This is a genomic window from Gottfriedia sp. NPDC058432 (genome assembly GCF_042721555.1).
Taxonomy (GTDB): domain Bacteria; phylum Bacillota; class Bacilli; order Bacillales; family Bacillaceae_G; genus Gottfriedia.
Genome location: NZ_JBHXLC010000010.1, coordinates 1 through 23528 on the forward strand (window position 1 = coordinate 1; position 23528 = coordinate 23528).

A 23528-nucleotide genomic window follows, 5' to 3' on the forward strand; every position below is an offset into this window, starting at 1 on the left:
CTTAAAATTTGTAGTCCTTCGTATCCAAGACCTTGGAAATCGTATGGAGAAGTTCTAGGTTTAAATGCACCGCCTCGCATCATTGTTAAACCTTGCTGTTTCATAGCTTGTGCTACTGCACGTACTTGTTCGTAGCTCTCAACTGCACACGGTCCCATAATAAATGATTGAGAACCATCACCAAGGACAATATCATTTTTCACTGTAACAATTGTATTGTCAGGCTTTTTCTTTCTTGAAACTAAAAGAGCTTTTCTGTGATCATCCTCTTGTAGTTCTAAGCTTGCTTGGAAGATCGTCTTGAAAATATGTTGTAAAGTTGACGTTTCAAAAGGGCCCTCATTTACATTTGCAATCATATCTAACACTTCACGCTCACGAACTGGATCGAAACGCTTGATACCATGTTTAATCTTTTGTTGACCAATTTCTTGAACAACTTTTCCACGCTCGTTTAATAATTCAACGATTTTTAAATTAATCTCATCAACCTTATCACGTAAATTTATTAATTCATTATTTGTACTCATTTCCTTTTCCCCCTTAAATTTAAAAATTCTAATGTCCAACACCTCTACTTTTCATCAAGTAGTAGGCATGTAAAAAATAAAAACAAAAAGCCCCTACTGAATAAACAGTAGGGACGAATTAATTAATCGCGGTACCACCCTAGTTGTGAACAAAACTTTTGTTCACCACCTTCATTTTGTTAACGATCAAAACGACCGTTTCTATTTTCAATAAATGAAAAAGAAATTGCTCCAAGAATGTAATTCAGCATACCATATGTACTGACTCGCAGCTTACGTCAGCTCTCTTAAACAGGGAAGTTATGCCTACTGTGCCCTTATCATCGCAATATATTTAATTGTCAAAAGATTCATTAAAAAAGTTATTAATGATGATTATAAGCAGATTTAAAGAGGCTGTCAATGTATTATTTTTTTACAATTTATAACTTATTCACTATTTTGCTTACTCATAACGATTCTACTAAGTTAATACGAAAATTGATCCACAGATCTAGATTTTAATCATTTCCAAAATAAAAAAGCCAGCAATTATGCTGACTTCTTTGTCTAAAACTTTTTATTTATTAGTATACCCACTCTTTAATAAGCTTAGAGTATTCAACTAATTCATTTTGATTGAAGAAAATACCGATTTCACGTTCTGCACTAGCAGGTGAATCTGAACCATGGATAATGTTTTTGCCTACAGTTGCAGCATACTCTCCACGGATTGTTCCTGGTGCTGAATCTTTAGGGTTTGTTGCTCCCATCATTTGACGAGCGGTAGCGATTACATTTTCGCCTTCCCAAACCATAGCGAATACTGGGCTTGAAGTGATGAAGTCTACTAATTCACCAAAGAAAGGACGTTCTTTGTGCTCAGCATAGTGAGTTTCAGCTTGTTCTTTACTCACTTGCATTAATTTAGCTCCAACTAATTGGAAACCCTTTTTTTCGAAACGTGAAACGATTTCACCAATTAAGTTACGTTGTACACCATCAGGTTTTACCATTAAATAAGTTCTTTCCATTATGCTCTACCTCACTTGATTTCAATTATGTATAAACAACACAGTTAGAATAGTAACATCAATTTATAAAATTATCAATAGTTTAAAATCTTGTTATATTATAAAAATTGAAATCGCTTCCAGATTATTCATTAACTTTAATCAATATAACTGATTAACGGGAGTTCTATACGTATCTAAAAAGCCAAAAGAGGCAGTTGTAAATGCACTAGCATTTTCCCCGCCTCTAGTTTTTTCGATTTCCAATATTTTTAGCAATTAATATTAACATTTCCTTTGCTTCACTATTAGGAAGGCTATTGATACTGTTTAAAGATTTTTGTAAATATGCTTCACTGACTTTTCTTGCTGCTTTAATATATGTACTTTTACGAATTTGATTGATAAGAGGTTTTACAGATTCCGGATCGATTCCTTCATAAACGGATTCAATTTTCTCTTTAAGAGCTAAATCATTCATCGCAAACAAGACAGGTAATGTAATATTCCCTTGGATTAAATCGCTACCTGATGGTTTTCCTAATTCTTTCTCAGAAGCCGTAAAATCAAGAATATCGTCCATAATTTGAAAGGACATACCTAAATAGTATCCGTAATCTTTTAAACACTTTTGAAAAGCCGGAGAGGCTCCTGATGCAATTGCACCAATTTCACAACTTGCTGAAATTAAAAGTGCAGTTTTTCGTTTAATTCTTCTTAAATAACATTTTAAATTTTGGTCAAAATTATATTTATCTTTTATTTGTTCAATCTCACCTAAACAAATCTCTAAAATAGTCTCAGATAATTTTTGATGGGCCAATGGGATTTCGATTTCTGACATACATTCCAATGCTTTTGCAAATAAAAAATCCCCTGCATACATAGCAACACGATCATTGTAAGTGGAATTGATTGTCGGTTTACCTCTTCGTAAACTAGCTTCATCAATTACATCATCATGAACTAATGATGCCATATGTATGATTTCCAAAGTAGCTGCTACATTTTTAATCGATTGAAGGTTATATTGTCCAAATTTAGCACTAAGCAATACAAAAACTGGTCTAATTCTTTTACCACCAGATTCAAGCAACTGTACAGAAGCGTTTTTCAAAATTGGCTGTGAAGAATTAACTACTTTATGAAGCGTGCTTTCAATCTCATTAATGTCCTTTTTTAAATAAGAATATTTCCATTTAACCTTCATTCCGTTCACCTTACTATTCATCCCATTTTCTCGCTTTTTTGTAACTAGCTTTTTGGTTTAACACCTAAATGCATTGCTGCTACACCAAAAGTATAAGGTTTAATTTTTATTTTTTCTAATCCTGCTTTTTTGAAAAGATTTGCAAGTTCATTCATTCCTGGGAACGTGCTTGCACTTTCTTGTAGCCAAGAATATTCTTTAAAGCTTTTAGCAAATATTTTCCCAAAAATCGGCATGATGTATTTAAAATACGCTTTATACACATGTCTAATACCAAATGCAGTCGGTTGTGATGTTTCTAAACACACAACAATACCCCCAGGTTTCACGACTCTTGTCATTTCCTTCAACACTTGATAATAATCTGGAACATTTCTTAAACCAAATCCAATTGTAACGACATCAAAATAGTTGTCCTCAAATGGTAACTCCATAGCATTGCCATGAATTAATTTTACTTGGTCCAAATGCATATTTTTAACTTTTTCTTCACCAATTGATAGCATATTTTTGCTAAAGTCTAATCCTACTACTTCTCCGTCTTTTCCAACTGTATTTGCAAGTGCAATTGTCCATTCACCAGTACCACAGCATACATCAAGCGCTTTCATACCTTTTTGAACATTCATAATTTTCATAGTTTGTTTGCGCCAAGCAATATGTCGTCTAAAACTAATAATACCATTCATTGTATCATATTTATTGTAAATCTTTTCAAACACGTCATGTACGCGTTCTTCTTTTGATTGAGTCATATAAACCCCCACTAAACTAATTACGATTACTTCTATGTAGATTAATTTTGTAATTGTATTATTTTTGATAATTCTTCTTTTGTTTTAGCTAAATCAACAATCCCCATTATTCTTTGAAATTGAGAAATAAAATCAGAGTAGTTTTCAACTGAAGATTGTTCGAATTCTTTTTTCAATCTTGACATTAAACATTCTTGCTCAATATGCTTTATAGATTCTTCTGCTGAAATAAATTTTGCAAAATGTACAAGTATAGTTGATTCGATTACAGTTATACAGTTGAAAAGATCTTCTAAAGAACTAAATTGTTCGTGAACTAGATTGATCTTCTCTTCATTCATTTCTTTAACAGCATATGACAGTTCTCGAATTAAACCAATTTCCCCAGTTTTAGACAGAGCATCGTAGTATAGTCCACTATATAAGTCTCCTTCTAAAACGGTTAATTGTTTCTTCTCACGATCCATTGGAGTACCTTCATATGTGGATACCTTTTCATGAGTATCTAATGCAATTTGATGAATCATCAAGGCTTTACAGTAATGTACAATTTTATCACTCGTAAAATTGTGATCATTTAATAAATTTATTAATAAAGTAACCTTTACATCATCAATTGTCGGTGCTTGCAGATGTTGATTTAAATATGGGTGTTTAATCGTATGTAAGATTTGAGTGATTACTTCATTTTTTAACTCGTGAATACTATTCATTATTTCCATCCATTCCATTTATAACTGATTTTTTCATTATACCATAAGTATTTTAGATGGTATAAGTTGATTGCTCAATCAACTTGAATTATTTTATAATGAATATTTTAAAAAAAGCAGGACTTCCGGCTTTTTAGACTGCCTGTCAAACGCCCTGCTTTTTGATTATTAGATTCTATTTAGTTGAATGAATCATTGCAAGTATTTCATTTCTTCCTTGCACATCTTCTTTAAGTGAGCCACGAACTGCAGTCGTAACAGTTTTTGAGCCTGGTTTTCTTACTCCACGCATAGACATACACATATGTTCAGCTTCTACAACTACCATTGCACCGTGTGGTTGTAGAACTTCCATAATAGCATCTACTACTGAGGCAGTAATACGCTCTTGTAACTGAGGTCTTTTAGCTACTGTTTCTACAGTACGGGCTAATTTACTTAAACCAGTTACTCTACCATTTCTAGGAATGTACGCTACATGAGCAACTCCGTAAAAAGGTAATAGATGATGTTCGCACATTGAATGGAATGGAATATCTTTTACAAGAACTAATTCTTCATGATCTTCACCAAATACTTTATGTAAATGAGCTTTTTCATCTTGGCGCATACCAGAGAATACTTCAGCATACATTTTCGCAACTCGCTTTGGCGTTTCGTAAATTCCTTCTCTATTTGGATCATCACCGATAGCTTCGAGAATTAGACGAACCGCTTGTTCAATTTTTTCTAAATTAACTTCATTCATTAATGTATCCCCCATGCTAAAAAAAATTCTAATATTCACTATCAGATTCGTTTTATTTTAACATAATTCTTTTTTTATAGGCAAAAAAAAGAAGGATACTTTCTTTAAGATCACCTAAAAACAACGCTTTCTATGTCCAAAATTAATGATTGATCCCAAAATCATGGGACTTTTTGGACTTTTTTTAGCAAAAAAAGAAGGATGCTTTTATTAGCATCCTTCTTTTTCGCTTAAATTATGTAATTATTTTACTGCATCCTTAAGCGCTTTACCAGGTTTGAAAGCTGGAACTTTACTAGCTGCGATTTCGATTTCCTCGCCAGTTTGTGGATTACGTCCTTTACGAGCTGCACGCTCACGAACTTCAAAGTTACCAAATCCGATTAATTGTACTTTATCCCCGTTTTGTAACGCACCAAGAATTGATTCGAATACAGCGTCTACTGCTAAAGTAGCTTGTTTTTTAGTTAATTCACCAGCTTCAGCAACTGCATTGATTAAATCTGTTTTGTTCATGTCTTTCACCTCCTCCCAAAATTTTAGAAATGTTTCTTAATTTCATTTGTGACCAAAATTTTAAATTTTATACAACAAATTCCAATTAATTTCTTTGTCATGCCTTATATTATACGATTCTACGGCTTTTTTCAATATGTTTTATAAGAAAATGTTGGAATTACTCGAAAACAGGTGGTGATTTTTCTGAAAAATTCATGTTTCGTCTTCAATTTTGTTACAAGGTCTCGTGAAAGTACGATGATTACTGTATTAATTGGCATTTTTTTAATTTTTTTGATGATTTTTAATAAATTAACTTTTGTTGAAATTTGTCGAATGTTATTTATTTTATCTTACTAATTTTCTATGTTTTTTCTTCAAATTTCATTTCCTTAAATAAAAATAACGATTAGATTTTTTAAAGATTAACCTTTATTTATAGCAAACACAAAAAAAATCAGATGGTTTTTACCACCTGATCAATTAATAATTAAAGGATAATTGCAATTAAACCGCCACTTCCTTCGTTAATAATTCTTTCTAAAGTTTCCTTCAATTTATATCTTGCATTTTCAGGCATTAGAGAAAGTTTCGCTTGGATGCCTTCACGCACGATTGAACTTAATGAACGTCCAAATATATCTGAGTTCCAAATTGATAATGGATTATCTTCAAAATCTTGCATTAAGTATTTAACAAGTTCTTCACTTTGTTTTTCAGTTCCGATGATTGGTTCAAACGTTGACTCGACATCAACTTTAATCATATGAATAGAAGGTGCTACTGCTTTTAATTTCACCCCAAACCTTGAACCATGGCGTATAATTTCTGGCTCATCCAAGCTCATATCTAAAAGTGAAGGTGCAGCAATTCCATAGCCGGTCTGTTTAACCATTCTTAAAGCATCTGCTACTTGATCATATTCTTGTTTTGCATGAGCGAAATCTTGCATTAATTCTAATAAATGATCTTTTCCGCGAATTTCTACTCCTACAACCTCTTTTAAGACTTGATCATATAACTCATCTGGTGCAGATAAATCAATCTCTGCAACCCCTTGACCCATATCTATTCCAGCTAGTTGTGCATGTTCAATAAATTCATAATCACTAAATTGGCCAACTACATAGTCTACATCTCTTAATCGCTTAATATCTTTAACTGTTTCTTGTATTGCTTCTTGGTAGCTTTGGCGTAGCCAGTGATTTTCTTTTAAAACTAATACCCAGCTAGGTAAGTTTACGTTCACCTCAAGGACTGGGAATTCATATAAGGCTTCGCGAAGTACGTTCATTACATCTCCTTCGCGCATTGCTTCAACACTTAATGCAATGACAGGAATATCGTACTTATCAGATAGTTCTTGTCTAAGTGCCTCTGTATTAGGATGATATGGCTGAGAAGAGTTGATCACCATAATGAAAGGCTTTCCAACTTCTTTTAATTCAGCAACTACTCTTTCCTCTGCTTCGATATAATCATATCTAGCTATTTCTCCAATTGTGCCATCAGTTGTTACAACAACTCCAATTGTTGAATGCTCTTGAATAACTTTTCTTGTACCGATTTCCGCCGCTTCATTAAATGGAATCGGTTCTTCATACCAAGGAGTGCTAATCATTCTAGGACCATTTTCATCCTCATACCCTTTAGCTCCTGGCACACTATAACCAACGCAATCTACTAATCGAATATTTACATCTAACCCATCCGCTACATGAATTTTAACTCCTTGATTCGGAACGAATTTTGGTTCAGTAGTCATTATTGTTTTACCTGCAGCGCTTTGAGGTAATTCATCATGTGCTCTAGCACGATCCGCTTCATTTTGAATATTAGGGATTACAACTGCTTCCATAAAGCGTTTAATAAATGTTGATTTACCAGTACGCACGGCACCTACAACACCTAAGTAGATATCTCCTCCTGTGCGCTCGGCAATGTCTTTAAAAATATCTATCTTTTCCATGTGTTCCCCTCCCGATTTATCAATACATGGGAATAATTGACTTGAAGTAGTATACCTATGACAATATCATTCTATGATGTTGTCCTAGTGAGTTATGACAAGATTTTTTATTTTTTCTTTTTACTCACTTCGGATCAAATAAAAAAATCCTTCGATAAAATGTATTCTTTTATCAAAGGATTATGATTTATATTATTTATTTTTGTTCTAAAAACACCGGTTGTCCATCTTTAATCGTATATGGAAGTGAGTATGCAGGCACGATTGGAGAGTCTTTTACTAAAATAGAACGAATATCTTCACCGAATTTATAATTTTTCGCTTCTTTAATTTTTGCATATAAATCAGTTGAATAGTCAACATAAAACTCCCCATCATTCCCCATTATGATTGGTAAGTTCTTATTGCTATAAGGACTGACTACGAACGGTTCTTCTTTGAAACCCATCTTTTTATAGTTTAATAGAAAAACACCATTAGCCAATGTTTTCTTGATTGGTGGGTATGTATGTTTATCTTTATAAACTTCTACTCTTAAGGATACATCTCTTAGTTTTTCTGCAATTCTAAGATCGACTAATTTAACCGTCGGATTCTTTTCTGCATCTATTAATACGTACTGAAAGATCCCACCATTTTCATAAGAATTACCAGGTGCATCACTTAAATAGCCAGGTGTTAGTTTTGTAAAATCAATTGGATATTTAATATAAATTGGTGTACTCATATCCTTGTTTTTTATAGGTAACATTCCTGAATTGTTTTCCTTAAATTTATTAACTGCAGTTTGAACAGATTGCAATTGATCATCGTATGGTACTTGATTTTGTGCAAGTTTATCTTGTGGATATAAACAGCCACTTAATAAACTAATTACAAAGCACATTAGAATGGAAAGAAATAGCTTTTTCATGTTAGTCCCCTTTATTCTCATTAACTAGGCCAGCTTAACACGATATATGTAATTAAAATCCCTGAAATAATTAAAGACATATATGCAATGAAGGCTGTAATCATTTTTAAAAATTTTATTTTTATTTTGTTTCTACTCAAGAAAATTAAAAATAATGATAAAAGCATTAAGCCGATTCCTACAAAAGAAATAATTTCATTAATATGTGCCGCGTTCATTATGTTCCCCCTATGTATTTTCTACCATTATTATAGTATCAAAATAATCACATGATTTGAATTAAAATCTTTTTTAATCCTATTAAGACATTATCGACTTATTTAATGCTTAAGTATACTTGGAAGTTATTAATTTATTTCTTTGCTTCATAAAAAATCCATTAGAACAAATTCACTAGTTACACCTTAACAAACACCATCAAAATACCTCCTTGTTAAAACGAACCAAGGAGGCACTCAGGACCATTCACATATTTAAAAGTGCAAAATAAAAAGAAAGAAAAAGTAAAAATATACTCCTTCTTTCTTCGAAGCAAACTGGGGCAATTGCTTCGTAATCTTCTTCGACTAACACCCACCAGAATACATCCGGTATAAGTCATTCTATATTATGCGAAAATGTATGATTATGCACTAAATACATCGCTGAAGAATAAGCCCAATTATTTTTGTTTAAACATATTTGTTAATGATTGAAAATCTAATGGCATATTATTTGTAACAATTGCTTGAACGATTTTGTCTTCTTTTTCCTTAGAAACTTGACGACCTGTCATCAATGCAATTTGACGAACTAGTTTTCTAACAGTTGCTTCATCTTTAAAGTTTGCATCTTTTACTGAATCAGCGACTTTAAAAATATCTGATTTGCTTACATTTGCTTTCTTTTCAATTTTATCGAAGAAACCATTTGGATTATTATTAGTCACCATTCAAACCTCCTTCTTTTCTATACAAATATGCTATGCAAAAAAAGAGAAATGGTGAAACGCCTATTTTAGTCCATAAAAGAAAAAGCACTAAAACAAAGTTTTAATGCTTTTAATCTGACTATATAAATTAATTACTCGGTAAGATCGCTTATATAATTTGAAGTACTTTCGCCTTCATGTTTTTTTACACGAGACATCAGTGCATCAACTGCTAATTTAGGATTTTTATTTTCAAATAAAACTGCGTGTAATTCATTAACAATTGGCATTTCTACATTTACTTGTTTTGCTAATTGATATGCAGCCTTAGTCGTGCGAACTCCTTCAACGACCATACCCATATTATCTAGTACTTCGTCTAAAGATTTGCCTTTCCCTAATAAATTACCGGCTCTCCAGTTACGACTATGGACACTCGTACAAGTTACGATTAAGTCGCCCATTCCAGTTAAACCAGCAAAAGTTTGAGTATTCGCTCCCATAGCCTTGCCTAAACGAATTATTTCTGCAAGTCCTCGTGTCATTAATGCAGCTTTGGCATTGTCGCCATACCCAAGTCCGTCAGTAATACCAGCAGCAAGTGCGATAATATTCTTTAATGCTCCACCAATTTCTACACCGATTACATCTTCGTTTGTGTATACACGGAAATAACCATTTGAGAATAATTCTTGAACAATTTCCGCATCTTCCATATTTTTTGATGCCGATGTTACAGTCGTTGGATGTCTTAAAGCAACTTCTTCAGCATGACTTGGTCCTGATAATACTACTACCGATTTTAAGAATTTCGAATCAATTTCTTCAGAGATCATTTCAGAAACACGCTTAGATGTGTCTGGCTCAATCCCTTTACTTGCATGGATGATCGTAACCTCGTTCGTTAATTCATTATTTAATTGCTGACAAACTTCTCTTATTGCTTTAGTCGGTACAACAAGCAAAATATAGTTAGCCCCATTGATTGCTTCCTTTAAATTAACCGATCCCTTTAAATTTTGAGGTAAATTAATTTCCGGTAAGTATCTTTTATTCGTATGTTGTTCATTTATTTCATTTATTTGTTCGGATTTATTTCCCCATAAAGTAACCGTATGCCCATTATCTGATAAAACCATGGCTAAAGCAGTTCCCCAACTACCTGCACCTAAAACAGCGATTTTTTCCAAATCAACACTCCCCTTCATAAAGAATCCATATTTCGAATTTAAGCTCGTGCACGACCGATAATCTTAATTGGAGATCCCTCGAAATCAAAAGCATCTCTAATACGATTTTCTAAGAAACGCTCGTAACTAAAATGAAGTAATTCAGGATCATTTACAAAAACAACAAATGTTGGTGGTTTAATTGCTACTTGAGTTGCATAATACACTCTTAATCTTTGTCCATTATGTGTAGGTGTTGGATTCATCGCAATTGCATCCATAATAACATCATTTAGTACATTTGTTGGAACACGTAAACTATGGCTTTCACATGCTTTATTTATCATCGGTAATAAAGTTTGAGTTCGTTTCTTCGTTTTAGCTGATAGGAATACAATTGGAGCGTAGTCTAAGAATTGGAAATGTGCTCGAATGTTTTCAATGAAATCATTCATCGTTTTTTCATCTTTTTCTACTGCATCCCATTTATTTACAACAATAACAATTGATCTACCTGCTTGATGAGCATAACCAGCGATTTTCTTATCTTGTTCGATAATACCTTCTTCACCATCTAATACAACTAAGACGACATCTGATCTCTCAATTGCACGTAAAGCACGTAATACGCTGTATTTTTCCGTACTTTCATAAACTTTACCTTTTTTTCTCATACCAGCTGTATCGATAATGACATAGTCTTGGCCATCTTTTGAATAAGGCGTATCGACTGCATCACGTGTAGTTCCTGCAACATTACTTACAATTACACGTTCTTGACCTAATAATGCATTTACTAAAGATGACTTCCCTACATTTGGTCGTCCAATTAAACTAAATTTAATTGTCTCTTCATCGTAATTATCATCTTCTTGCTCAGGGAAATGTTTTACAACTTCATCAAGTAAATCACCTATTCCTAAACCATGTGAACCTGAGATTGGAAATACTTCTCCAAAACCTAATGCATAAAAGTCGTAAATATCGCTTCTCATTTCAGGATTATCGACTTTATTAACGGCTAATACTACCGGTTTTTTTGTTTTATAAAGGATTTTAGCAACTTCCTCATCTGCCGCTGTAACACCTTCACGTCCATTTGTTAGAAAAATAATAACATCCGCTTCATCAATTGCGATTTCAGCTTGTTGACGAATTTGCTCTAAAAATGGCTCATCACCGATGTCAATTCCACCTGTATCGATTAAACTAAATTCTTGATTTAACCACTCTCCTGAACTGTAAATACGATCACGAGTAACTCCTGGAATATCTTCTACAATTGAAATTCTTTCTCCCACTACCCTATTAAAAATAGTTGATTTCCCTACATTTGGTCGTCCAACTATAGCAACTGTCGGTTTAGACATTTAATTCATCCTTCCTAGCATAACTATGTACCATTTAAATCATCTAAATGAGTTTTAGTTTAGTATTAAAAATTGATTTATTTAAATAACTTATCTATTTTAACAAAAAATACGAGAAAAAACCAATACACTTCAACTTTTTAGTAATTTTCTATTTTTGAGACTTACTTTTGATACGTAAATTACTATGAATTGAATTGCTGACAATAATAAAATAGACATTAATAATGTATCAAACCAACTTAAATCTCCAATTATATATTTAAAATCAATCGACTTAAACGTAATATAATTAAAAATTTCTCCCTGAACTAGACCGATTGTTATATAACGAATTTTGTCATAATAGGATTTACTTAAAAAGAAAGTAAGTAGTAATACTAAAAATGAACTAATTATTCTCTCATCAATAAAAAAGCTTGCAGGATCATAAATCGATAGCAGTGTAACTACACTATATGTCATTCCTATAATCAAGCCTTTAAAGAAATGAACTATTTGCTCAATTAAATTTAATAAACTAATAAAGTAGCTTATGATAAAAATTATAATGATATATGAAAGATTTATTTCAATTGAAAATAGATCAATTGTATAAGCTGAACAACTAATTAATATAAGCACTCCAGATAAATACAAGAAATTCTTCTTAGTTCGATCCCTATAAAACAAAAGAAATAAAACAATAATCCAAGAAGTAAATATAAATAAACTACCCTGCACACAAAAACCTCCTAATAGTACTAGTATGAACAATTCATATTCAAAAATAATCAAATCGAAAAGAAAGTGTATAAGAAGTTGCATTTAAAACGAATCTATAAATGAGATTTTTTTGGAGGTGAATCGAGTGGGAAAAGATCGTCAAGAAAAGAAACTTAAACAATCTCGAAGAGTTGAATCTGATCGAGATCAAAGCATACATTATAAAGGTGCTACACGTTTAGACACACCTGAAGAGGCAAGAGCAGAAAATCAGCATAACTAAAGTGTTCTAAATAAAAATCCTTCAGCAAATGGCTGAAGGATTTTTTATTATTTTTTAAATTTATTTAACTTATCACCAAGTAGTTCGCTTAATTGGAAACCACTTTCACTTGGTTGTACGTATCTAGCAATATCCTCTTGAAGTTCAGCTTCACCAGCTTCTTTAATGCTTAATGATAAGCGTTTTTCAGTAGGATTAATTTCTAAAACTTTTACTTTTACTTCTTGACCAACAGTTAAGACTTCGTTTGGATTTTTAATATGCTTATCAGCAATTTGGGAAACATGAACTAATCCTTCAATTCCATTTTGTACTTCTACAAATGCACCAAAGTTTGTAAGACGTTTTACAGTCCCCTCGATAACCGCCTCGGCTTTAATGCTTGGATTTAATTGATCCCATGGTCCTGGCTGAATTGCTTTCATTGATAAAGCAATACGGTTTGTATCTGTGTCAATTGAAAGAACTTGAACTTTTACAGTATCTCCTACAGATACAATCTCTTCAGGTTTTGTAACTCGTTTATGAGACATTTGAGATACATGGACTAGCCCATCTATTCCACCAATATTTACAAAAGCACCGAAATTTGTTAATCTTTCTACTTTACCTTCAACGATTTGCCCAACTTTAATAGAAGAAAATGCTTGACGGCGATTTTCAATTTCATTTAATTGCTCAACAGCTTTATGAGATAAGATTACTCGATTTTTTTCGCGATCTAGTTCTTCAATTACTACTTCAAGCGATTGACCAACAAAGCCTCCTAGATCTTCAACGAATTTTTTTGAAACAAGTGAAGCTGGAATAAATCCACGAACGCCTACGTCTGCAATTAGTCCACCATTTACTTGCTCTGTAACGATTACTTCAAAAACTTCTTTACTAGCTAATTTTCCTTCTAATTGTTCCCAAGCCTTAACTGAATCTACGGCACGTTTAGAAAATACAACTGTATCTTCTTCAACTTTAATAACCTTTAATTCAATTTCTTGTCCAACAGTTAGCGCGTCACTTACGTTTTCGATATGTACGTTTGAAATTTCTTTTATTGGAAGAATACCATCTGTTTTTCCACCGAAACCTACGATTGCTTGCTTATCTTCAATTTGTTCTACTACACAAGAGATAATTTCCCCAACTTCTGGCATTACTTTTTCAACCATGTCATATTCCTCCTTATGTTTTAAAAATGGATAGGCCAATTATGTATTATCCTCTTTTACCTTCTAATAAATAAGCAGAAAAGTCAAGAAATCTGATGACTAATTCTTCTAAATATTTTTTATTTTCCCTTCGACTATCGTTAATATGTCATTTACGACATCATCAATGTTTTTTGAAGTAGTATCTAATGAGATTGCATCATCAGCTTTTTTCAATGGTGAAACTTCTCTTTCTGAGTCAATTCTGTCTCTTGTCGCTATTTCTATTTTCAATTGCTCTAAATCACTTTCAAAACCATTTTTGACATTTTCGATATGTCTTCTTTGAGCACGTTCATCTACAGAAGCAATCATAAAGATCTTAACTTCTGCACCGACTAATACATGAGTCCCAATATCTCTTCCATCCATTACAACCCCACCATTTACGGCATATTGGCGTTGTAAATCGACCATTTTTTCACGAACTAAACTATGTTTTGCAACAAATGATACGTTTCTAGTTACTTCTGGTGTTCTTATTGGCTCTGAAACATCTACATCATCGATGAAAACCTTTTGAGTCCCTTCTTCCGGGATTAACTTGATCGTAATATTTGAAAGTAAATTACTTAAATCCATCTCGTTATTGACATCAATATTGTTTTGGATTGCTTTAAAGGTTAGAGCACGGTACATGGCACCTGTATCTATGTATACATATCCTAATTTTTTTGCAACAATCTTTGCAACTGTACTTTTACCGGCAGCTGCTGGTCCATCTATCGCTATACTAATTTTTTTACTCATAAGTCCTCCTACATAAAAAAAGTGCTACTTCAATAGCAACCTTTAATCTTATCATGTCCTAAAAAATTAAAACAAATAAAAATAAAGCAGGCTAGCCTGCTTTATTTTATATTACCATATGATTCCGACGAATTCACCTATTTACCAATATGATTATATACTTCTCTCGTGACGTCCTTAGCTTTTTGCGTAACACCTTCATACAATTCTATTTTGGTTAAATAGACAGAAAGACTAGGGAATGATAAGACGTATTGACTGATGACTAAACAAAATAACTGAATAATAATTAATTTAAATAATATTCGCTCGATTCTTTTCATTTAAGATCATACCTTTTTTATTACCAGTATGATTAGATTCAAATAATTTTATACACAATTTTGAATTTAATTTTTAATTCATCAATCTCTTAACAAATTAAAAAAACGTGCTAAGCACGTTTTTGTGAAATGTATAGACAAGTAAAAATTATTTAGAGAATCCTTCAAGAATGTCATTCACTTCGGATGCTAACATAACAGTTAATTTAATTCTTGCCTTTTTACTATCATAATCTTTACCTAAAATAACACCTTTATTAACTAAATCATAGGCACTTCCATAATAATCATAAGTCGGATATACTTCGCCTTCTTCAGAACTAGTTGTGATGATTACTTTAATACCATCTTTAACAGCTTTTTCAATTTCTTCAGTCATATGTGGAGAAACCTGTCCTCTTCCAACGCCTTCAAGGACAATTCCTTTAGCACCATTTTCAACAGCTGCTTTAATTAAATATCCTTTTGCCTCAATATAACATTTAATGATATCAACTTGAGGTAATTCACTTGTAATTTTGTATTTATCCTTTAATACCGGTTTTTGATAGATATGTACTTTATCGTTATCGATAATACCTAAGTATCCGAATCCAAATACGTTAAACCCTTGAATATTAGATGCATGTTCTTTTTTAACATATTTTGCAGTAAAAATACGTTCATTAAAGACAACAACTGTACCGACGTTTCGAGCAGATTCGTCAGATGCAGTATAAATAGCATGTCTTAAATTGATAAAAGCATCGGTACCTAATTCACCTGGTGATCTTTGAGAGCCAGTAATAACAACTGGACGATCATCGTCAATTGTTAAATCTAAAAAATAAGCCGTTTCTTCTAACGTATCAGTTCCATGGGTAACGACAACCCCATCGATTGTTTCATCTTGATAGTGTTCTTCAATCTTATTCTTTAACAACATCCAATGTTCGAAGCCTATGTGCATACTTGGAACTTGGAAAAAAGAATCAACAATAACATTTATGTCTTTTGGTAAATTGAGCATATCTGCAATTTCTTGTCCTGACAATGCTCCAGAATCTAACTTACCTGATTCTGCATTTGGTTTACTAGCAATCGTTCCACCCGTTGTTATTAATACTACTTTTTTCATTTCAGCACCTCATTTCACATGAAATTATAACATTTTAAAATTCTTTAAGTAAACATAAAACGGCTTGAAATTCTTTAATAAAAAAAACGTAGCATCGCTACGTTTTTAGTTTAATTAAAATTTTTATTTACTAGCTAAGTGGGAAACTATTAAGTCACCGTGAAAACGACCATTTTCTATAAAAATTTCGTTTGCATTGTTTCCTGCAGCAATTACCCCTGCAATATAAATACCTTCAATATTTGTTTCCATCGTTTCTGGATTAAATAAAGGTCTTCCTGTTGTATCATCAACTTTTACGCCCATACTTTTAATTAATGTATGATCAGGGTGGTAACCTGTCATGGCATAGACAAAGTCATTCTCAATCTCAATTATTTGCCCTTCTTTTTCGTATACTACTGATGATTCTTTGATTTCAATTAGATTTGCGTTAAATTCCATTTTAATTGTTTCAGAACGGGCAAGTGCCTCGAATTCAGGTAGAACCCATGGTTTAATACTTGGTGAATAAGAGCTACCTCTATAAAGTACAGTTACATCCGCTCCACATTTTTCTAATTCTAGTGCTGCATCAACACTTGAGTTTTTACCACCAATAATAACAACCTTCTGATTAAAATGTTTATGACCTTCAAAAAAGTAGTGCGAAACTTTACTAAGCTGTTCACCAGGCGTTGATAAATAGTTAGGTTGGTCATAATATCCAGTTGCTACAATAACCGCTTTTGCTTCATAACGTTTTTCTTCACCGTTTATTGTAACGGATTCGATGATAAAATCATTTTTCTTACTAACTGTTTTTACCTCTTCATATGCATTAATTTTAATGTTATTTCGTTTAACAACATCACGGTAATATGCTAGAGCTTGGTGTTTTTTTGGTTTTCTACCTTCAATAATAAATGGAATATTTCCCACTTCTAATTTTTCACTTGTACTAAAAAATGTTTGATGCGTTGGAAATCGACTGAGGGTATGGACAATATTTCCTTTTTCAATTATTAATGCAGATATCCCCTTATTTTTTAATGCTAAGTAAGCTGCAATACCACAAGGTCCTCCGCCAATGATCAGAACTTCAACTTTTTCCATTTGAAACATCTCCAATAAACTAGAGTCTTAGATTTATTTACTATTTCTATTTTACGGAAAATATTCAATTTGTCTAATAATAGCTAATCAAAAAAAACAAGATGGATATTTTCCACCTTGTTTTTAACTTCAAATATAATCTTATACCCAACCTCTAAATCGGCTAGCTTCAGCCATTTTACGCGCACCAACCATGTAAGCAGCTAATCGCATATTTACTTTTCTATTTACACTTGTTTCATAAATATTATTAAATGAACGTACCATAACTTTTTCTAATCGATCTTCTACTTCTTCTTCAGTCCAGTAGTAACCTTGGTTATTCTGTACCCATTCAAAGTAAGAAACAGTTACGCCACCAGCACTAGCTAATACGTCTGGAACTAATAAAATTCCGCGCTCTGTTAAAATCTTAGTAGCTTCAAGAGTTGTTGGTCCGTTTGCAGCTTCAACTACAATATTTGCTTTAATATTATGAGCATTATCTTTTGTAATTTGATTTTCAATCGCTGCTGGAACTAAGATATCACAATCTAATTCTAATAATTCTTTATTTGAAATTGTATTATTAAATAGTTTAGTAATTGTACCAAAGCTATCTCTACGATCTAATAAATAATCAATGTCTAAGCCGTTTGGATCATGAAGTGCACCATAAGCATCAGAAATACCAATAACTTTTGCGCCAGCATCATGCATGAATTTCGCTAAGAAGCTACCTGCATTACCAAATCCTTGGATAACAACTCGTGCACCTTCTAATTCAATACCTCTACGTTTTGCTGCTTCACGAATTACAATCGTTACACCTTTAGCAGTAGCTGTTTCACGGCCGTGAGATCCACCTAGTACTAATGGTTTACCAGTAATAAAACCAGGTGAGTTAAATTCATCTATTCTAGAATATTCATCCATCATCCAAGCCATAATTTGTGAGTTTGTAAATACGTCTGGAGCTGGAATATCTTTAGTTGGTCCTACGATTTGGCTAATTGCACGAACATAACCGCGACTAAGTCTTTCTAACTCACGGAATGACATATCACGTGGATCACAAACGATTCCACCTTTACCTCCACCATATGGTAAATCTACAATTCCACATTTTAAGCTCATCCAGATTGAAAGGGCTTTTACTTCATTTTCTGTTACATTTGGATGGAAACGGATACCACCTTTAGTTGGTCCTACTGCATCATTATGTTGAGCTCTGTAACCAGTGAAAATTTTCACTTGTCCATCATCCATGCGAACCGGAATTTTTACAGTCATCATACGAACTGGTTCTTTTAAAAGTTCATACATTTCATTTGAATATCCTAATTTTTCTAACGCTTCTTTAATAACTACTTGTGTAGGCGCTAGTACATCTAATTGTTCTTCAGTGTTGCTATTTTTCTCTGTAGATTTCTCGGCAACCATTGTAAACCCCCTAGAAATTTGAACTATGAAAAGATTCATTCATTCTGAAATTAGTATACAACTTTCCATCCCATTTTGAAAGTTATAAACACATAGAAAACAAAATATAATATTCGTTTAATGTAAGCGTTTTCTAAGGTCATTATACTCCTATTTCCAAAATTTGAAAAGAAAAGAATGTGAAGAAATACAATATATTAATAAAAATTTACAAAAGTAAAACCTCTCGTAATAAATTACTGAGAGGCTTTATTTTTAACGAAATAAAAATGCAGTTGTTCAATAGCATTTTCCGAGATAAGTTCTTTACCATATTCAATAATACGGTAAATTGTTCTTGTGGAAGGATTACCATATTCAGCTAATATCGCATAAAATGTTTCACGATCTAGTCTTCCTATTTCATTCTCTTCGAACTTTAAGTAAAACGTATTTTCAAAAGAGAATAATCTCCCACCTAAAGCTTCACATGAAACTAATTTTTCAGAAAGTAGGATTAGATCATCTAAAGTAGAAAACTCGTACAATATATGTTCACTTTCATCTAGGATTACTTCCATCGAGATAAAATCGTCTTGAAATTCATCTTCCTCTTCTTCAATATCATCGGATTTTGTTACAATAACAACCATACCTTGAGCTTGAAGAGAGAAAACTTCAACGGATACTTTTCCATCTACTTCGAAACCTAGTTCTACGCTAGCTTCATGCATCATATCTTGAAAAAGCTGTTGAACTTTTGGTGCATTGTACCATAAGTCTTCTTTTGTCAGACCACGTTCAGATAAATCATCAGATGTAAGAAAAACTTTTATTTTATTGTAGTTCAACCGTTCCAACCTCATGAACTAGCCTCCTTGCTGCATTTACCATAGTACAGTTTATGTTTTTATATAATTTTGGTGATTCTAAAGTCAAAATTCATTTATAATTAAAATTCTGCTTTAACCATTCATCCCAGTTCGATTGTTGATTACCTATATAAAATTCCTGTATGGAATCCATAATTGGGCTCTCACAAGTTGAAACTGCATGTCCACCAATTCCAATAATGATATCAGGTTTAATTTTTTTGATTATGATGGCTAGATCAATTGTTTTCTTTAAATTTTCCCTTAAAGTACAAGTCATGATAAATCCAGCTGGGTTCACTTCATTAATTACTTGTTCAACATCATTTGAATCGATTGATGCGCCTAAATAAATAACTTGAAAACCGATTCTTCTTAAGTAGATCGTAAATATTAATAAACCTAGTTCGTGCTTTTCTGCAGGTCCACAAACCGCGATTAACTTTGGCAAATGTTTATTGTTAGGTAAATTTTGATAAATCATCCCTAATCTCGTTCTCAGAAAAGATGTTGCAAAATGTTCATGGGCACTTGTAATTTCACCATTACGACATTTATCACCTATTAATATGAAAACCTTAGAAATAATTTTAAATAATACTTTATCTACAGAAAAAAGACTAAATGCGTCATTCACATAATTGTGGGCTTCACTTTCTTCAAAAGATAATAATGAAGAAACAATTCGATTTACTAGAGCATCTGATTGTAAATTTTCAGTAAGAGAACTGTCATTAGACGATTTATGCCCTTTTGCTTCGTATAAATTAATTGCTTGTCCAATTGTAAATCCTTCATTAACTTTTTGAACGAGCCATTTTAAAATATAAACATGTTCTTCTGTATATAGTCGATGGCCAGCATCATTTCGTACAGGACTTATGATATTATATCTTCTTTCCCAAGCTCTTAATGTGCCTGGTAATATCCCAACAATGTTAGAAATTGCTTTAATATTGTACATTCCTATTTGGGCCAATTTTCTTTCCTCCTGCATGTAAACAAGAAACACTTATTTCATAACTTCAAAATTTAAAACAGTTATTGTGTTTTGTTTTCGAATTCCTTTATTGTTATGTAGCTCCAAATATACCGTTTTCTGATTTCGATTTACATTTATTTGACTTCTTTCAAACAGATAAACTTGAATACTTTCAAAATTACTACTTTTACTATCCTTGACTTCAGTATAGCTTGCTAAAATACTAAGATCGTCTTCATATCGCTCTTCAAGTGCAAAGTTTAAATCATCTCTTTTTGTTTTCACATCATCTAAACCAACAATCGAAAACTTTGTCCCATTTTCAGTCTCAAATGAAGCACTTTTATTTTCTAAAATTGTAACTTTACAATCTAGTAATAATGCATTTAGATCTCTATAGTTGCCACTATAATCAAAATCATTCCACAAAAAATATACTGGAGCCAAAGATGATAAATAGTGGATGTTTTCATCATTATATTTCTTTGATTTCTTTTTTGAGTAACCGCTTAAAAGGATTAATGTATTATGATTGCAAATTTTTTCAATCTCACTCAATTTAAAAGGAATATCACCTATATTTGGAATCCATATAAACTGAATTGACTGTAATGAATCATCTAAATGATTTATTTTAATTTTTTTATTAATAATTTCTAGTTTACTTTTTCTATTTAGCAATAGAATAATTGCTACTATTAATACGAATCCGATCGATAATAATAATTTTATTTTAATTTCCCCCTTGTAACTTAACCCATCAACAAAGTAAATATCGGCTTATTTCCTGATTTTACTTCTTTTTAAAAAAATCAACTTTATCTATTTCTTTTTGTTATAGTTCAAAGTGCTTTTATTTATTATACAAAAACTAGTAGAAATTGAAAAATTTTAAACAACAAAAAACTTATATCCATTATTACAAAATGGGCATAAGTTTTTAATTTGAGTAAAAAATGGTTTAATTGTCTATTGTCGTCTATGCAAAAAACTATAATTAATCAATTTTTTGTTCCAAGAAAACTGCGAAACTAAAATAATATTATTTGTGTTTAACTGTAGAATTTTCTTATTCATTTGTAACAGATACTATTCTTAGACCAATCTCTTCAAATTTACGTAAAATTTTATCGATATTTTTATTATCATCTATTTTTAAGACAATTCTTCTTAATAACTGATCTTTTGAATCAAAAGTTACTAGCGAAATAATATTAATCTTGAAATTGTGAAGATAATCAAGTAATCTTGCTAATTGCCCTTCCTTCTCCATACTTGTCATTGAAATTCTTATTCCCCGACAATCCTTTCCAAGTACTTCTTGAAAAATCTCAATTACGTCATATCTTATAACTAGTCCAACAAAATTTCTCTCATCATCAACTACTGCAATTGATGGGTATTTTTTTAACGAGTTCATAGTATCTTCAAATGGCTCTTCTGATTTAACACAGATTGTTTGATGTGTTGCGATTTCACCTATTTTTAGATTCTTTGTATATTCTTCTTTTCGTAATTCACTAAAAAAGCATCTTCTAAAAATCTCTGCTTGTGAAATCATTCCAACATATTTATTTCCCGTTAATACAGGTACGCTATCTATTTGCTTTTCCAATAAGAGATTAATTGCAAACTCTACAGTTTTATTAGATTGGATCGTAATTACTTGATGGTTTTGAAGCATTCTATGCTTTGCTAACATACTATAACACTTCCCTTCCCTCTATTTATAACATAGATCGGAAGCATCAAATCAAAGCGAATTTGTCTAGATTTTGAATTTCAATTTCATTGCCTTTTATGTATCTCTTAACATTATTTATCCACATCGACATTTAATGGGATTTTTAAGATCTGGCCAGGCGTCACTTCAATCCCATTTAAATGATTTGCATCTTGAATAATTTCTTCGCCATCACGATTACCGTAATATTTCATTGAAATAGTAAATAATGTTTCTCCTTTTTTGACTTCGTGATTAATTTCTTCCACTCCAACAGTTTCACTTGAATCTGTTGGAGGTTTTACTACATTTTTTATTTCTTTTTTGATTGGAGCTTTTTTCTGTGTTTCATTCTTTTTTTGTTTTTTAACATGATCGGTAGTAGCTAATTCAACTTTTTCAAATTTATTTGAAGGTATGATTAAACTTCCTTTTTCAGTAAAAATTTTATCGTATTTACTATGTACAAACTTAACCACTCCAAATGGTAGCATGATAAAAAGTATGACTAAAGCAGTGATTAAAGGATATTTTATTTTCCACCAGGGTCTTTGTAGATCCTCTTTTATTTTCATTGTTTCACTTCTTGGTGGTAAATTTAACAGATCAACTGCTTTATTCTGATCATTTATTTTCTTATTTTTTGATTTCTTATTTTTTTTCTTTCGACTTAAGTCAGCAATACTATTATTCTGAAGCTCATTTTTCATTCTTTGTCTTCACTTTCCAAACTTAATTTCATATACATTCCTAAAACATAATCTAAGATAAAATGTGCGATAAATACAATTACTATATTATTTGTTTTCAAATACAAGTAACCTAAGAAAAAACTTTCAATTAATACAATCGTAAGTAAAATCGGTTTTTTCACATAGCGAAAATGAACTAAAGCGAAAACAACTGATGCAATAATTAGTCCAAATTTAGCTTGAATAAATCCTCTAAAAAGTAATTCTTCTGATAATGCGATCAAAATACAAAGTAATGTCATTTCAGGAACTGAAAGTGACGTAAAGAATCTTTTATTAAAACCGCCATCATCCAACAAACGCTCTGGAATCGTATAATTTAATAAAATATTAAATAAGACGAGTGAAAATCCAGCACCGAATCCATATAAATATGTTTTATAACTTTTAAATAAATGTAAATCATCTATAAATTTTTCTGTACCAACGAAAAAAGCAATACATAAAATTGCGATTACTAAAATGATTAACTGCGTACCGTATACGCTTTTCTTCAAATAGTTAGCAGAAATTTCTTGTCGGTTTAATTCGCTTTCCATATAG

At 31.9% G+C, this 23528-nt stretch carries 27 protein-coding genes and 1 other annotated feature; of the genes, 1 reads left to right on the top strand and 26 read right to left on the bottom strand.

Going from position 1 to position 23528, the window contains the following annotated elements:
• The 14 genes from aroA to ACFWM3_RS11805 form a co-directional block, all read right to left on the bottom strand.
• The coding region (aroA, locus tag ACFWM3_RS11740; RefSeq protein ID WP_390311457.1) for a chorismate mutase at positions 1-530 on the bottom strand (530 nt) is incomplete at its 3' end.
• A 106-nt stretch (positions 531-636) separates the two neighbouring features.
• Positions 637-863: a binding site (T-box leader), on the bottom strand.
• A gap of 233 nt (positions 864-1096) precedes the next feature.
• Positions 1097-1543: a nucleoside-diphosphate kinase gene (ndk, locus tag ACFWM3_RS11745; RefSeq protein ID WP_025671395.1), complete on the bottom strand. Its 447-nt coding sequence runs from the start codon at positions 1541-1543 to the stop codon at positions 1097-1099.
• Positions 1544-1769: 226 nt separating this feature from the next.
• Positions 1770-2732, bottom strand: coding sequence for a heptaprenyl diphosphate synthase component II (gene hepT / locus ACFWM3_RS11750; RefSeq protein ID WP_056466682.1), 963 nt, complete (start codon positions 2730-2732; stop codon positions 1770-1772).
• Between the two features lie 44 nt (positions 2733-2776).
• Entirely contained in the window at positions 2777-3487 is a 711-nt protein-coding gene (locus tag ACFWM3_RS11755; protein WP_056466685.1) for a demethylmenaquinone methyltransferase, read from the bottom strand.
• Between the two features lie 41 nt (positions 3488-3528).
• Positions 3529-4200, bottom strand: a complete 672-nt coding sequence (locus ACFWM3_RS11760) for a heptaprenyl diphosphate synthase component 1 (RefSeq protein WP_056466687.1) — start codon at positions 4198-4200, stop codon at positions 3529-3531.
• Positions 4201-4375: 175 nt separating this feature from the next.
• Entirely contained in the window at positions 4376-4948 is a 573-nt protein-coding gene (gene folE / locus ACFWM3_RS11765) for a GTP cyclohydrolase I FolE (RefSeq protein WP_056466689.1), read from the bottom strand.
• 243 nt (positions 4949-5191) lie between these two features.
• A complete protein-coding gene (locus tag ACFWM3_RS11770; RefSeq protein ID WP_056466694.1) occupies positions 5192-5464 on the bottom strand; it encodes an HU family DNA-binding protein in 273 nt (90 codons plus the stop codon).
• Between the two features lie 472 nt (positions 5465-5936).
• Entirely contained in the window at positions 5937-7415 is a 1479-nt protein-coding gene (gene spoIVA, locus ACFWM3_RS11775) for a stage IV sporulation protein A (protein ID WP_390311458.1), read from the bottom strand.
• A gap of 196 nt (positions 7416-7611) precedes the next feature.
• Positions 7612-8328, bottom strand: coding sequence for a hypothetical protein (locus ACFWM3_RS11780; RefSeq protein ID WP_390311459.1), 717 nt, complete (start codon positions 8326-8328; stop codon positions 7612-7614).
• A 20-nt stretch (positions 8329-8348) separates the two neighbouring features.
• Complete coding sequence (locus ACFWM3_RS11785; RefSeq protein WP_056466707.1) at positions 8349-8546, bottom strand: DUF2768 domain-containing protein; 198 nt, start codon at positions 8544-8546, stop codon at positions 8349-8351.
• A gap of 443 nt (positions 8547-8989) precedes the next feature.
• Positions 8990-9259: a stage VI sporulation protein F gene (locus tag ACFWM3_RS11790; protein WP_056466710.1), complete on the bottom strand. Its 270-nt coding sequence runs from the start codon at positions 9257-9259 to the stop codon at positions 8990-8992.
• Between the two features lie 131 nt (positions 9260-9390).
• Positions 9391-10446: an NAD(P)H-dependent glycerol-3-phosphate dehydrogenase gene (locus ACFWM3_RS11795; RefSeq protein ID WP_335413476.1), complete on the bottom strand. Its 1056-nt coding sequence runs from the start codon at positions 10444-10446 to the stop codon at positions 9391-9393.
• Between the two features lie 20 nt (positions 10447-10466).
• Positions 10467-11777, bottom strand: a complete 1311-nt coding sequence (gene der / locus ACFWM3_RS11800) for a ribosome biogenesis GTPase Der (protein WP_056466717.1) — start codon at positions 11775-11777, stop codon at positions 10467-10469.
• 132 nt (positions 11778-11909) lie between these two features.
• On the bottom strand, positions 11910-12500 hold the full coding sequence (locus tag ACFWM3_RS11805; RefSeq protein WP_056466720.1) for a YphA family membrane protein: 591 nt from the start codon (positions 12498-12500) through the stop codon (positions 11910-11912).
• A gap of 127 nt (positions 12501-12627) precedes the next feature.
• Here ACFWM3_RS11805 and ACFWM3_RS11810 point away from each other — a divergent pair, with 127 nt between their 5' ends.
• Positions 12628-12765: a YpzI family protein gene (locus ACFWM3_RS11810; protein WP_082459340.1), complete on the top strand. Its 138-nt coding sequence runs from the start codon at positions 12628-12630 to the stop codon at positions 12763-12765.
• Positions 12766-12812: 47 nt separating this feature from the next.
• On the opposite strand, the gene rpsA is transcribed toward ACFWM3_RS11810, so the two are convergent.
• From rpsA to ACFWM3_RS11870, 12 genes are all read right to left on the bottom strand, one after another.
• On the bottom strand, positions 12813-13931 hold the full coding sequence (rpsA, locus tag ACFWM3_RS11815; protein WP_390311460.1) for a 30S ribosomal protein S1: 1119 nt from the start codon (positions 13929-13931) through the stop codon (positions 12813-12815).
• Between the two features lie 108 nt (positions 13932-14039).
• A complete protein-coding gene (gene cmk / locus ACFWM3_RS11820; protein WP_056466725.1) occupies positions 14040-14720 on the bottom strand; it encodes a (d)CMP kinase in 681 nt (226 codons plus the stop codon).
• 137 nt (positions 14721-14857) lie between these two features.
• A complete protein-coding gene (locus ACFWM3_RS11825; RefSeq protein ID WP_069031855.1) occupies positions 14858-15043 on the bottom strand; it encodes a DUF5359 family protein in 186 nt (61 codons plus the stop codon).
• 148 nt (positions 15044-15191) lie between these two features.
• Complete coding sequence (locus tag ACFWM3_RS11830) at positions 15192-16160, bottom strand: asparaginase (protein WP_390311461.1); 969 nt, start codon at positions 16158-16160, stop codon at positions 15192-15194.
• A gap of 123 nt (positions 16161-16283) precedes the next feature.
• Complete coding sequence (locus tag ACFWM3_RS11835) at positions 16284-17255, bottom strand: YpdA family putative bacillithiol disulfide reductase (protein ID WP_056466732.1); 972 nt, start codon at positions 17253-17255, stop codon at positions 16284-16286.
• Positions 17256-17396: 141 nt separating this feature from the next.
• Positions 17397-18677 (bottom strand): Glu/Leu/Phe/Val family dehydrogenase, encoded by a 1281-nt coding sequence (locus ACFWM3_RS11840; RefSeq protein ID WP_056466735.1) that lies wholly within the window; start codon positions 18675-18677, stop codon positions 17397-17399.
• A gap of 236 nt (positions 18678-18913) precedes the next feature.
• The gene (locus ACFWM3_RS11845; protein WP_335415320.1) at positions 18914-19522 is read right to left on the bottom strand and encodes a genetic competence negative regulator; all 609 of its coding nucleotides are present in this window, start codon (positions 19520-19522) and stop codon (positions 18914-18916) included.
• Positions 19523-19598: 76 nt separating this feature from the next.
• Positions 19599-20507, bottom strand: coding sequence for a MerR family transcriptional regulator (locus tag ACFWM3_RS11850; RefSeq protein WP_390311462.1), 909 nt, complete (start codon positions 20505-20507; stop codon positions 19599-19601).
• Between the two features lie 33 nt (positions 20508-20540).
• On the bottom strand, positions 20541-21191 hold the full coding sequence (locus tag ACFWM3_RS11855; RefSeq protein WP_390311463.1) for a hypothetical protein: 651 nt from the start codon (positions 21189-21191) through the stop codon (positions 20541-20543).
• Positions 21192-21579: 388 nt separating this feature from the next.
• Positions 21580-22212, bottom strand: a complete 633-nt coding sequence (locus ACFWM3_RS11860) for a CBS domain-containing protein (protein ID WP_056466747.1) — start codon at positions 22210-22212, stop codon at positions 21580-21582.
• A gap of 113 nt (positions 22213-22325) precedes the next feature.
• Positions 22326-22943, bottom strand: coding sequence for a LysM peptidoglycan-binding domain-containing protein (locus ACFWM3_RS11865; protein WP_056466751.1), 618 nt, complete (start codon positions 22941-22943; stop codon positions 22326-22328).
• Positions 22940-23524, bottom strand: coding sequence for a CPBP family intramembrane glutamic endopeptidase (locus ACFWM3_RS11870; protein WP_056466755.1), 585 nt, complete (start codon positions 23522-23524; stop codon positions 22940-22942). Before ACFWM3_RS11870 ends, ACFWM3_RS11865 begins: the two co-directional genes overlap by 4 nt.
• Between the last annotated feature and the right edge of the window lie 4 nt (positions 23525-23528).

What these genes read in the sequence shown, in the direction of transcription:
- ndk (WP_025671395.1), bottom strand. Translation starts at nt 1,543, where the DNA reads ATGGAAAGAACTTATTTAATGGTAAAACCTGATGGTGTACAACGTAAC.
- hepT (WP_056466682.1), bottom strand. Translation starts at nt 2,732, where the DNA reads ATGAAGGTTAAATGGAAATATTCTTATTTAAAAAAGGACATTAATGAG.
- ACFWM3_RS11755 (WP_056466685.1), bottom strand. Translation starts at nt 3,487, where the DNA reads ATGACTCAATCAAAAGAAGAACGCGTACATGACGTGTTTGAAAAGATT.
- ACFWM3_RS11760 (WP_056466687.1), bottom strand. Translation starts at nt 4,200, where the DNA reads ATGAATAGTATTCACGAGTTAAAAAATGAAGTAATCACTCAAATCTTA.
- folE (WP_056466689.1), bottom strand. Translation starts at nt 4,948, where the DNA reads ATGAATGAAGTTAATTTAGAAAAAATTGAACAAGCGGTTCGTCTAATT.
- ACFWM3_RS11770 (WP_056466694.1), bottom strand. Translation starts at nt 5,464, where the DNA reads ATGAACAAAACAGATTTAATCAATGCAGTTGCTGAAGCTGGTGAATTA.
- spoIVA (WP_390311458.1), bottom strand. Translation starts at nt 7,415, where the DNA reads ATGGAAAAGATAGATATTTTTAAAGACATTGCCGAGCGCACAGGAGGA.
- ACFWM3_RS11780 (WP_390311459.1), bottom strand. Translation starts at nt 8,328, where the DNA reads ATGAAAAAGCTATTTCTTTCCATTCTAATGTGCTTTGTAATTAGTTTA.
- ACFWM3_RS11785 (WP_056466707.1), bottom strand. Translation starts at nt 8,546, where the DNA reads ATGAACGCGGCACATATTAATGAAATTATTTCTTTTGTAGGAATCGGC.
- ACFWM3_RS11790 (WP_056466710.1), bottom strand. Translation starts at nt 9,259, where the DNA reads ATGGTGACTAATAATAATCCAAATGGTTTCTTCGATAAAATTGAAAAG.
- ACFWM3_RS11795 (WP_335413476.1), bottom strand. Translation starts at nt 10,446, where the DNA reads ATGAAGGGGAGTGTTGATTTGGAAAAAATCGCTGTTTTAGGTGCAGGT.
- der (WP_056466717.1), bottom strand. Translation starts at nt 11,777, where the DNA reads ATGTCTAAACCGACAGTTGCTATAGTTGGACGACCAAATGTAGGGAAA.
- rpsA (WP_390311460.1), bottom strand. Translation starts at nt 13,931, where the DNA reads ATGGTTGAAAAAGTAATGCCAGAAGTTGGGGAAATTATCTCTTGTGTA.
- cmk (WP_056466725.1), bottom strand. Translation starts at nt 14,720, where the DNA reads ATGAGTAAAAAAATTAGTATAGCGATAGATGGACCAGCAGCTGCCGGT.
- ACFWM3_RS11825 (WP_069031855.1), bottom strand. Translation starts at nt 15,043, where the DNA reads ATGAAAAGAATCGAGCGAATATTATTTAAATTAATTATTATTCAGTTA.
- ACFWM3_RS11830 (WP_390311461.1), bottom strand. Translation starts at nt 16,160, where the DNA reads ATGAAAAAAGTAGTATTAATAACAACGGGTGGAACGATTGCTAGTAAA.
- ACFWM3_RS11835 (WP_056466732.1), bottom strand. Translation starts at nt 17,255, where the DNA reads ATGGAAAAAGTTGAAGTTCTGATCATTGGCGGAGGACCTTGTGGTATT.
- ACFWM3_RS11840 (WP_056466735.1), bottom strand. Translation starts at nt 18,677, where the DNA reads ATGGTTGCCGAGAAATCTACAGAGAAAAATAGCAACACTGAAGAACAA.
- ACFWM3_RS11845 (WP_335415320.1), bottom strand. Translation starts at nt 19,522, where the DNA reads ATGAGGTTGGAACGGTTGAACTACAATAAAATAAAAGTTTTTCTTACA.
- ACFWM3_RS11860 (WP_056466747.1), bottom strand. Translation starts at nt 22,212, where the DNA reads ATGTTAGCAAAGCATAGAATGCTTCAAAACCATCAAGTAATTACGATC.
- ACFWM3_RS11865 (WP_056466751.1), bottom strand. Translation starts at nt 22,943, where the DNA reads ATGAAAAATGAGCTTCAGAATAATAGTATTGCTGACTTAAGTCGAAAG.
- ACFWM3_RS11870 (WP_056466755.1), bottom strand. Translation starts at nt 23,524, where the DNA reads ATGGAAAGCGAATTAAACCGACAAGAAATTTCTGCTAACTATTTGAAG.